This is a genomic window from Oceanibaculum sp. (genome assembly GCF_022449305.1).
In the GTDB taxonomy this organism is placed as follows: domain Bacteria; phylum Pseudomonadota; class Alphaproteobacteria; order Oceanibaculales; family Oceanibaculaceae; genus Oceanibaculum; species Oceanibaculum indicum.
In genome coordinates this window covers 1-9140 of the sequence record NZ_JAKUSO010000091.1, presented here as the reverse complement: position 1 = coordinate 9140, position 9140 = coordinate 1, and the positions used below count along the sequence as shown (strand labels likewise).

Annotated in this window: 9 protein-coding genes and 1 pseudogene; 7 read left to right on the top strand and 3 right to left on the bottom strand. The window is 62.3% G+C overall.

Features of this window, described 5'->3' with window-relative positions:
- Window positions 1-196: 196 nt before the first annotated feature.
- Genes MK313_RS17145 through MK313_RS17130 form a run of 4 tightly spaced genes read left to right on the top strand, consistent with a single transcriptional unit; the run spans window position 197 to window position 5099 of the window.
- Window positions 197-1138, top strand: a complete 942-nt coding sequence (locus MK313_RS17145) for an HlyD family secretion protein (protein ID WP_176342609.1) — start codon at window positions 197-199, stop codon at window positions 1136-1138.
- A 10-nt stretch (window positions 1139-1148) separates the two neighbouring features.
- Complete coding sequence (locus MK313_RS17140) at window positions 1149-2903, top strand: ATP-binding cassette domain-containing protein (RefSeq protein ID WP_217895529.1); 1755 nt, start codon at window positions 1149-1151, stop codon at window positions 2901-2903.
- Window positions 2900-3994, top strand: coding sequence for an ABC transporter permease (locus MK313_RS17135; RefSeq protein WP_086467048.1), 1095 nt, complete (start codon window positions 2900-2902; stop codon window positions 3992-3994). The genes MK313_RS17140 and MK313_RS17135 overlap by 4 nt, the downstream gene beginning before the upstream one ends.
- A 1-nt stretch (window position 3995) precedes the next feature.
- The gene (locus MK313_RS17130; protein ID WP_086467047.1) at window positions 3996-5099 is read left to right on the top strand and encodes an ABC transporter permease; all 1104 of its coding nucleotides are present in this window, start codon (window positions 3996-3998) and stop codon (window positions 5097-5099) included.
- Window positions 5100-5168: 69 nt separating this feature from the next.
- Here MK313_RS17130 and MK313_RS17125 read toward each other — a convergent pair whose 3' ends face one another.
- The gene (locus MK313_RS17125) at window positions 5169-5738 is read right to left on the bottom strand and encodes an IS630 family transposase (RefSeq protein ID WP_086467051.1); all 570 of its coding nucleotides are present in this window, start codon (window positions 5736-5738) and stop codon (window positions 5169-5171) included.
- Between MK313_RS17125 and MK313_RS17120 the strand changes: the two genes are divergently transcribed.
- On the top strand, window positions 5732-6763 hold the full coding sequence (locus MK313_RS17120) for an IS110 family transposase (RefSeq protein WP_086467046.1): 1032 nt from the start codon (window positions 5732-5734) through the stop codon (window positions 6761-6763). The two genes, MK313_RS17125 and MK313_RS17120, sit on opposite strands and share 7 nt — an antisense overlap.
- A 181-nt stretch (window positions 6764-6944) precedes the next feature.
- Here the strand turns inward: MK313_RS17120 and MK313_RS17115 are convergent.
- Window positions 6945-7603 (bottom strand): annotated as a pseudogene (locus MK313_RS17115) (IS630 family transposase); the annotation flags it as partial.
- A gap of 104 nt (window positions 7604-7707) precedes the next feature.
- Window positions 7708-8148, bottom strand: a complete 441-nt coding sequence (locus tag MK313_RS17110; protein WP_217895531.1) for a recombinase family protein — start codon at window positions 8146-8148, stop codon at window positions 7708-7710.
- A 217-nt stretch (window positions 8149-8365) separates the two neighbouring features.
- Here MK313_RS17110 and MK313_RS17105 point away from each other — a divergent pair, with 217 nt between their 5' ends.
- Both MK313_RS17105 and MK313_RS17100 read left to right on the top strand, forming a co-directional pair.
- Entirely contained in the window at window positions 8366-8845 is a 480-nt protein-coding gene (locus tag MK313_RS17105; protein WP_217895528.1) for a tyrosine-type recombinase/integrase, read from the top strand.
- Between the two features lie 112 nt (window positions 8846-8957).
- Window positions 8958-9140: hypothetical protein (locus MK313_RS17100; RefSeq protein ID WP_416054149.1), on the top strand; the 183-nt coding region annotated here is incomplete at its 3' end.

The window sequence follows — 9140 nt, the reverse complement described above, 5'->3', positions numbered from 1 at the left end:
CCGCATACGCGACAATCAAGAACACACCTCTGATTGACGCGGAGCGACAAACACCGGCTGAAGAAAACCTTGCCGGTGACAAACACGGTGATATCGTCACCGATGCCGCGACATAGAATCTCATCCTGATTGTCGCCAGCATCTCACCCAGATTGTCGCGCTATAGGAGGACGCCCGCGTGAGAAAAACATGGCTCTTGAGCGCGCTGTTGCTGGCCACCATTGCTGGCGGCTCTTATGGCTTGTACCTCTATTTGCGGCCAGCGCCGCTTCCTGAACAGTTGCTCTACGGCAACGGCCACATCGAAGGTACGGAAGTGCGGGTGGCCGTCGAGGTAGCGGGCCGAGTCGTCGAGAGTCGGATTGACGAAGGTGTAACCGTCACCAAAGGCGACCTCCTGCTTCGACTCGATGACGCCGATTTCATCCTGCGGAAAGAGCAAGCCGAGGCCGGGGTCGAGGCGCGACGGCGGGAGCGCGAACAGGCGGAGCGCGAGCTGCAGGTCTGGCGCCATCACTATGAGACTGCCGAACGTGAGCTCTCCCGCTACCGGGAACTTGGCAAGCGGGGTACCGTGTCGCCACAGCGGGTCGAACAGGAGGAAAACGCGTTCCGGAACGCCCAAGGCCGGGTTGGCGCTTTGGAAGCGGAGATCGGCGCGATCGAAGGCCGGATCGAAGCCGCGCGCAAGGAGCTTGCCCTTGTGGCGAACCAAGTCAAAAAGACGCGTGTTTTCACACCGGTCTCCGGAACCGTTTTGGCGAAGACGATAGAGGTGGGCGAGTTCGCCCAGCCAGGTCGAACGGTGGCTATCCTGGCCGACCTTTCTCGCATCGAACTCAAGGTTTTCATTCCCGAGAAGGACATCGGCAAGGTCAAGCTCGACGCCTCTGCGCGCGTCCGGGTGGACGCCTTTCCCGACCGTCTGTTCGAAGGGCGGGTCGCGCGGGTCGATCAGCAGGCGCAGTTCACGCCCCGCGATATCCACATGCCGGAGGAGCGGACGCGCATGGTTTTCGGCGTGACGCTTGTTCTTGACAATCCTGATGGTGTGCTCAAGCCCGGCATGCCTGCTGATGCCTGGATACTTTGGGGTTCCGGCACGCGATGGCCACCGCAACTCTTCGTTCCGCAGTGAGGCGGGGGCGATGAGCGACGCGGACGACAACATGATTGAAACCGAGGGACTGGGCCGACGGTTCGGCCACGCTCGGGCCATCAGTGCAATCGATCTGCGAATTGCGCGGGGCGAGATCTTTGGTCTCGTCGGGCCTGATGGGGCGGGCAAGACGACACTCCTTCAACTCCTGGCCGCCATTCTCGATCCGAGTGAGGGAAACTGCCGGGTGCTCGGCTTCGATACGGTACGGCAAGCCTCCGAAATCACGTCCCGGATTGGCTACATGGCGCAAGGCTTTACGCTCTATGATCACCTTACTGTCGCGGAGAACCTGGCCTTCGCCGGCAAGGTGCGCGCCGTGCCTCAGGCTGTGTACGCCGCAAGGAGCGAGCGCCTCCTCGCGATCGCCGCGCTCACCCCCTTTCTTCATCGCCGGGAGGGCACACTGTCGGGCGGCATGCGCAAGAAGCTCGCCCTGTGCACCAACCTGATTCATCAGCCGCCCCTGCTTCTCCTCGACGAGCCCGGCCTTGGGGTGGACCCGCTCTCGCGCCGCGAACTCTGGCGGATGCTGGAAGACTTCCGGCGCGAGGGTGCGACGATTGTCTTCGCAACATCCTACATGGACGAGGCGGAAATGTGCGATCGCGTCGCTTTCCTCGACCGCGGTTCGATAACCGCACAAGGGTCTCCCGACGCGCTGCGTGCTCGCGCGCAGGGAGCTGTCTTCCAAGTGGAAACGGACAATCCGGTCGCGGTCGAGAATGTCTTGAGTGAAGCTCCGGAGATGCTGGGAAGCCAGTGGCGGCCGACGGATGTCCGCTTTGTCGTGGAGCCGGCCAAGGGTCTTTCGAATGAGTTGCGCAAACAGCTCGAACAGCTCGGACGGGTGGAACCGGCCACGCCCTCGATGGAGGATGTCTTCGTTGTCCTGCGCAAGGGCGTGCGTACCGAGGTTCCGACAGGCATTGCTGAAGTCGCCCGGCTTGCCGCTTCGAAGGGTCATCGCGAACCGGCCGAGAGTGTGGAAACGCGCCGACTGACCCGCCGCTTCGGTGATTTTGTCGCTGTAGACGATGTCTCCTTCGAGGTGAACCCCGGGGAAATCTTCGGCTTGCTCGGCCCGAACGGCGCCGGCAAGACCACACTCATCCGTATGCTCTGCGGTCTTTTGCCGCCTTCGAACGGGACCGCGCGTGTCGTGGGTATCGACATTGCTTCGCAACCGCGCCGATTGCGCCAGCGTATCGGCTACATGTCCCAGCGCTTCTCGCTTTACCACGATCTCACCGTGCATGAGAATCTGGCATTCTTCGCCAGCGCCTACGGGATAAAACGCCGCCCGGCCCGAGAGGCCATCGCCTGGGCAAGCGCCGTCACCGGGCTCCACGGCCTCGCGGACGAAAGTGTCTCCGGCCTTTCCGGCGCCGTGCGCCAGCGGCTTGCACTCGCCTGCGGCATCCTGCACCGTCCGGCCGTCCTGTTCCTTGACGAGCCGACCTCCGGGGTCGATCCCCAGGCGCGTTCCCGCTTCTGGCGACTCGTCAACACGCTGGCTGCGGCCGGCACAGCTGTGCTCGTTACGACGCATTATCTGGAGGAGGCCGCCTACTGCCACCGCCTCGGGCTCATGTACGAGGGCCGCCTGATCGCGGCGGGCGACCTCGCGGCCTTGCGCGCCGGCCTGCCGCAAGATGGTCTGGAAACGATCGAGGACGTGTTTCTTGCCTATATCGAGCGGGAGCGCACGCAGGCAGTTCGGCCAATCGGGGAAGCAGGATGAAATTCACCCGTATAGCCGCTATCGTTGAAAAAGAAACGACCGAGATAGTTCGCGATCCCATCACGGTCGTGGTCGCCCTTCTCATGCCGCTACTGATGCTATTTCTGTTTGGTTATGCGATCTCGCTCGACGTGGACAACGTTCCCATAGGGGTTTTCGACCAGGACCGGTCCCCGGACAGCCGGGCACTCGTCGATCGTTTCATTCAGAGCGGCTACTTCCAGCTTGCACAGGATTTCACCGATAATCGGGATGTCGAGAAGGGGCTGCAGCGTGGCACTGTTAAGCTCGCGCTCGTTATCCCGCCGAAGTTCCAGAACACCCTCGCGCGCGATGGGACGGCACCTGTCCAGGTGCTCGTGGACGGCACTTATTCCGCCACTGCTAACCTCGTCGCAGCCTACGCAGCAGCCATCGTCTCGGATTTTCATAGTGAGGCGTTCCCGAGCGTCCGCGTCGAAGCCCGCGTCTGGTATAATCCGGCGTTGCGCAGCGTAACTTTCGTGATTTCAGGCTTGTTCGGCGTGATCTTGATGGCGTTTCCGCCGCTTCTGACGGCGCTTGCCATCACCCGTGAAAAGGAAAGTGGTTCGATTCAACAGATCTTCGCGTCACCACTTACGCCGGCCGAGTTTCTGACCGGCAAGCTCGTGCCTTATGGCCTTATTGCCTTTGTTCAAATCGTCATGGTTATCGCCGTGGGCTTCCTGTGGTTCGATGTTCCGCTGCGCGGCAGCATTGGCCTCCTCCTTCTGGTGGGGCTCGTCTATGTCTTTTGCACCGTCGGCATTGGGCTCCTGGTTTCCACAGTCACCAAAAGCCAACTCGTCGCCATGTTACTGGCGCTCATCGTGACGCTGATGCCCTCGTTTCTGTTCTCGGGATTCCTGTTCCCAATATTCACGATGCCTTATGTCCTCCAGCTCTATACGCGCCTGTTCCCGGTGCAATATTTCGTGGACTTCTCGCGGGGCGTCGTGCTCAAGGGCGCCGGTTTGCCGGAACTCTGGCCCTCGGTCCTGCTTCTCTTCGCCTATACGGCGATCATCTTCGCGCTCGCGGCGTGGCGGTTTCGCAAGAAGGTGGCGTGAGATGGGCACGCGGCTTGCCGGCCTCCTTGTAAAGGAGATGATTCAGCTGCTGCGCGACCGCGTGATGCTGGTCTTGATCCTCTGGCTTTACACGATCGAGGTGGTGATCTGCGCCTACGCCCTGTCCTTCGAAGTCAATGACATGCCGCTCGCCGTCGTCGACCTCGACCAGACATCAGCTAGTCGCGCCCTGGTCGAAAGCTTTATGGTAACAGACGCGTTCGCGCCCGCCGGGTATCCCGCTAGCGCGCCTGCGGCGACAGATTGGCTTCAGACGGGCCGGGCACGTGTTGCGCTCGTCATCCCGGAACGCTTCCAGCATAATTTGGCGAGGGGCGACACGCCTACCGTGCAGGTACTCCTTGACGGGACCAATTCGAACATGGCGGCACAGGCCCGCGGTTATGCGCTTGAGATCGTCAACCGTTTCCAGGCGGCTTCGACAACCGCAGCGGCGTCCGGAGGGGGTGTCCAGCCGGTAGTCCGGGTCTGGTACAACCCTGACCAGACCTACACCTCATTCGTGGTGCTTTCCATGATTGCGCTTGCCGCCATGATGGTGGGGGTGATCCATCCAGCGGCCTCCATCGTCCGCGAGAAAGAAGCCGGCACTATCGAGCAGCTCCAGGTGACGCCGATCGGCACGGCGGAGCTCTTCGTCGCCAAGACCTTCCCGACACTCGTTATCGGGCTCCTCTCGATATTCCCAAGCCTCTTGATCGTCTGGTGGTTCGGCGTGCCTATGCGGGGCAGCTTCCTTCTCTTCCTTGCGCTCACTGCGGTATTCCTTGTGAGCGCGATTTCGCTGGGCGTGCTGATTGCAAGCGTGAGCCGAACATTGCAGCAGGCCCTTTTGCTAAGCTTTTTCAGCTTGTTCCCGTTGATGTTCCTCTCCGGGACACTTGCGCCCGTTGAAAGCATGCCCGCGCTGTTGCAGACTCTCTCTCTCGGGAGCCCGCTGCGCCATTACATGGACGTGATCCTCGGCGTGTTCCTGAAAGGGATAGGCCTGTCCGAGCTTTGGCCGCAGGCGCTCGCGCTCCTGGCGATCGGCGCGCCTCTTTTCGCCACAGCGATGCTCATCTTTCGGCGCGGCAAGCCATAGTGGTTTCGGCTGCGACTGTCCTCTGGCTCGGAGAATTGGTAAGGCCCTAACTAATACCAACGGCAGTAGTTACTGACCGCCATGTGCCCAGTTTCTGAGACCAATGGACATGATCGTCTGGGGCTTTGCCAGGAGGCGGTTCCAAGCGTCGCATCCGGCGTCGAGGATGGCGTCGTAGGTCTCGAAGACGGAGTTGGAGAGCCAGTTCTGGCGTAGATACTGCCAGATGTTCTCGACCGGGTTCAGCTCGGGGGACCGTGACGGGAGGAGGATGATGGTGAGGTTCTTCGGGACCTTGAGCCTGTCGGTCTTGTGCCAGCCGGCGCGGTCCATCAGGACGACGGCATGGGCGCGCCGGGCCACGGTGCGGCTGATTTCGTCGAGGTGCATCTGCATGGCCGGAATGTTGGCGTGCGGCAGCATGAGCGCGGCGCCGACGCCGCGCCTGGGGCAGATCGCGCCGAACAGGTAGGCGTTCTCATAACGTTGGTCGGCCGGGAGGCGTGGGCGCGTCCCCCTCTTGGCCCAGATCCGGGTGCGGCCGTTCTTCTGTCCGAGCCGGGCTTCATCTTGTGGGATGGTTCGCCTCCTCCCCGGCGGATATTTTCGCCGTCTCAACAAGGAGGCATCACATGACATTCAAGCAGATCGGCATCGATATCGGCAAAAACAGCTTCCACGTCGTCGGCCTGGGCGCCGATGGCGACATCGTCCTGCGAAAGCAATTTACCCGTTCACGGCTGCTGGCGTTTTTCGGCGATCGGCGCAGCGAGTGCCTGCGTGTAGCATTCGAGGCGTGTTCTGGCGCGCATTGGCTTGCCCACCAGCTCATCGCGATGGGACATGACGTCAAGCTGCTGACCCCGGAGAGCGTGCGGCCCTTCGCAAAAGCGCAAAAGAACGACTGGAACGATGCGCTGGCGATCGCCGAAGCCGCACAACGGCCGGGCCGCCATGCGGTCGGAATCAAATCCGATGAACAACTGGACATGCAGGCGCTCCATCGTGTGCGCCAACGGCTAGTGACGGCACGAACCTCGATCATCAATCAGCTCCGTGGCCTGTTGCGCGAACGCGGCCTGGTGATCCCCTCAGGGCGGGCGCGTTTCGAACGCTACATTCAGACGGAATTGATGGAGGTCGGAAAGGTCGATCTTTCTGCGGTCTCGCGGGCGCTCTTCGAAACGCTCATTGCCGAATACACGATGATCGACGCTCGCCTTTCCAAGATCGACGACGAACTGGAAGCCTTCGCCAAATCCAACTCTGTCTGCCGGGCCTTGCTTCCCATTCCGGGCATCGGCGTGATCGTGGCGACAGCCCTTTATAGCGCCGTCGCCAACATCTCTGACTTCCGGACAGGGCGAGATCTCGCCGCCTTTCTCGGACTTGTACCCAGACAGCGCTCGACCGGAGGCAAGACGATCCTGCTCGGGATATCGAAACGCGGAAACACCCATGTTCGAACGCTGATGATACACGGCATGCGGTCGGCATTTTACCATCGCAGAAAGCGGGAAAGTCGAATGGCGGAATTTATGGAACGGCTTTGCGCACGGGGCATGCACACCAACAAGATTGTCGTCGCGAGCGCCAACAAGGTTGCCCGGATCGTCTGGGCGGTCTTATCGAGGAACGAACCCTTTCAGCCGGTCGCGGCCTGACGGCGCGAAGCTGAACGACTTGCAAGAAGAAGCCAATGGCACCGTGATCTGATCGGATGTGCAGCCTGATGGTTCCAGTAGATCGCCCTGCTTCGACCGGGACACGCAAAACCTGGTGGTGGCAGTAGATCAAAAAGTCTGATCATCTTGTAAGGAACGCATCCCAGCGGCTCCCATTGTGGCTCGGGCACTCGCCCACGAACAAGCCGGATACGCTGAAGCAGGGTCTTCTGGGACTATCGTTTCTTCTTGCAAACCGGAGGCGAACCATACACTGAAACCAGATCTCGATCCGCCGGTGCTTCGGCAAGTGGCCTATGTGGGCCTGGAGCGTTCGCGGAAAGTTTTTTTGAACGCCTCGATGACGCGCGCATCCTGGCCCGGATGCTTCGGCCGGCCGCTGATGTAGGAGAACGACAACGCGGCGAGCAGATCGGTGATCGTGCGCTCACTGTAGACGACACCGAAGCGCTCCTCGATGACGCGCTGCAGGTCGATCCGCCGCCAGCGCACGACGCCGTCGACCGCCGGATCGGGCCCTGTCTCCACGATCTCCGCCAGCTCCCGCATCTGCGCGTCGCTCAAGCGCCGTTGCATGCCGGGGCGGGGCCGGTCCATCAGGCCGTCCGGGCCTTCGGCATTGAAGCGATGCACCCAATCCCGGAGCGTCTGCCGGTCCATGCCGCCGACCGCGGCGGCAGCCTCGCGGCTCATCCCGTCATAGACCGCCGCCAGTGCCAGCAGACGTCGGGTCTGGCGGTTGTCCCGGCTACGCCGCGCTAGGCGGCGAAGCGCGCCGGCGTCAAAATCGTCCCGGAGCCCAATCCTCGATGGCGGCATGGCGATTCTCCTTCGCCAGCCTTGAATCCCATTTCCGTCCTAAAGGGAATCCCCTACGGGTCGGTATCGGGCACCGTTGGTATGACTGACGCCGCAGCAGCTTTTCACGTGGCGTCGGCTGGCCCGCAGCGCAAACCCGGCGCGACCTCCGCCAATGTTCGTGCCGGCGGTTGTGGCAACGGCCCCAGCTTGTCGCAGCGATACACTGGACGGCTCCCGGCATTGCCCGCATAGGTGACGGCAAGCCGGCGGCCGCACCGCCCGCAGGTCAACATCCCTGACAACAGCGCGCGGCCGCCCCGGCTGGACTTGGCGCCACCGGGCCAGCCATAGGTGTTGTTGGCCAGCTGCTTCTGGTTGCGTTCGTACTCCGCCCAGCTGATGTAGCCCTCGTGGTGATCCTTGATCATCACCTCCCAGGTGCCGATCGGCTTGCCGTGACCATAGCTCTTGCGGGCCCGGCCTCCGATGATCTCGGTCCGCTTCTCGCTTTTGCCGTAGACATAGACGCCAGCGTAGAACGGGTTCTTCAGGACCGAGATCAGGTTCCGATAAGGGAATCGTCGTCAATGTGAGTGCCGCTGACCGCGCTCGTCTCGAAGCGGTTGCGGCTGGGCGCATGGCGGTCAGTGACGACTGCCGCTGGTATAATAGATCATAGACAATAACCCGGTCGCTTCGACCGCGCCGCGCTTCGTAGCTCACCGTCTGCCCAAACGCCACTTGTTCCAAAAGCCCCTTCGAGCGCCGGCCGTCAGGGGAATGGAGTCCCGGCGCGTCAAAGTCCGCCAGCCGAACCTCGATCCAGGTGTTGGGGTTCGCAGAGTTGCCCACGCAAAATCCATCGCCGTCGCCGACGTAACGCACCGTGCCATCCTGATGCTGTTCATCGGGTACGGGCTTCGGACCGGAGAGGTCGGCGGTCTGCGGCTGGACGATCTGGACTGGGAGAACGCAATGCTTCGGGTCCGCTGCCCGAAACCGGGGCGAACCCATCTGTGGCCGCTGTCGCAGGGCGTGGGCCACGCCATTCTGCGTTACATCAGGGAGGCGCGGCCGTCCGGCTTCGGGCGCAGTCTCTTCTTCACGACGCTCGCGCCGGTCCGGCCACTCGACCGAAAAGCCCTGGGCGAGATGGTTCGCGACCGGCTGGCGCGCATCGACGTCGTCACCGGCCGACGCGGGGCCCACGCCCTGCGGCATGCCGCGGCCAGCATCTGCTGGATCAAGGCACGTCGATGAAGGTGATCGGGGACTTCCTTGGCCACCGCGATCCGTCCTCCACCGCGATCTACGCCAAGGTCGACCTCGCCGCGCTTCGCGAGGTGGCCGCTCTCGACCTGGAGGGCCTGGCATGATCCTGCGCGAGTCGATCGAACGCTATGTGCTCTGGCGACGGGCTCACGGCGCGAAGTTCACGACCGGGGCGAAGCTCCTACGCCGCTTCCTTGACCATGCCGATAGCGCCGCCGCCTCCGACGCGGTCACCACGGGGCAGGTCCTGGCCTACCTGGCGGGCGAGAGCCCGCCGACGCGT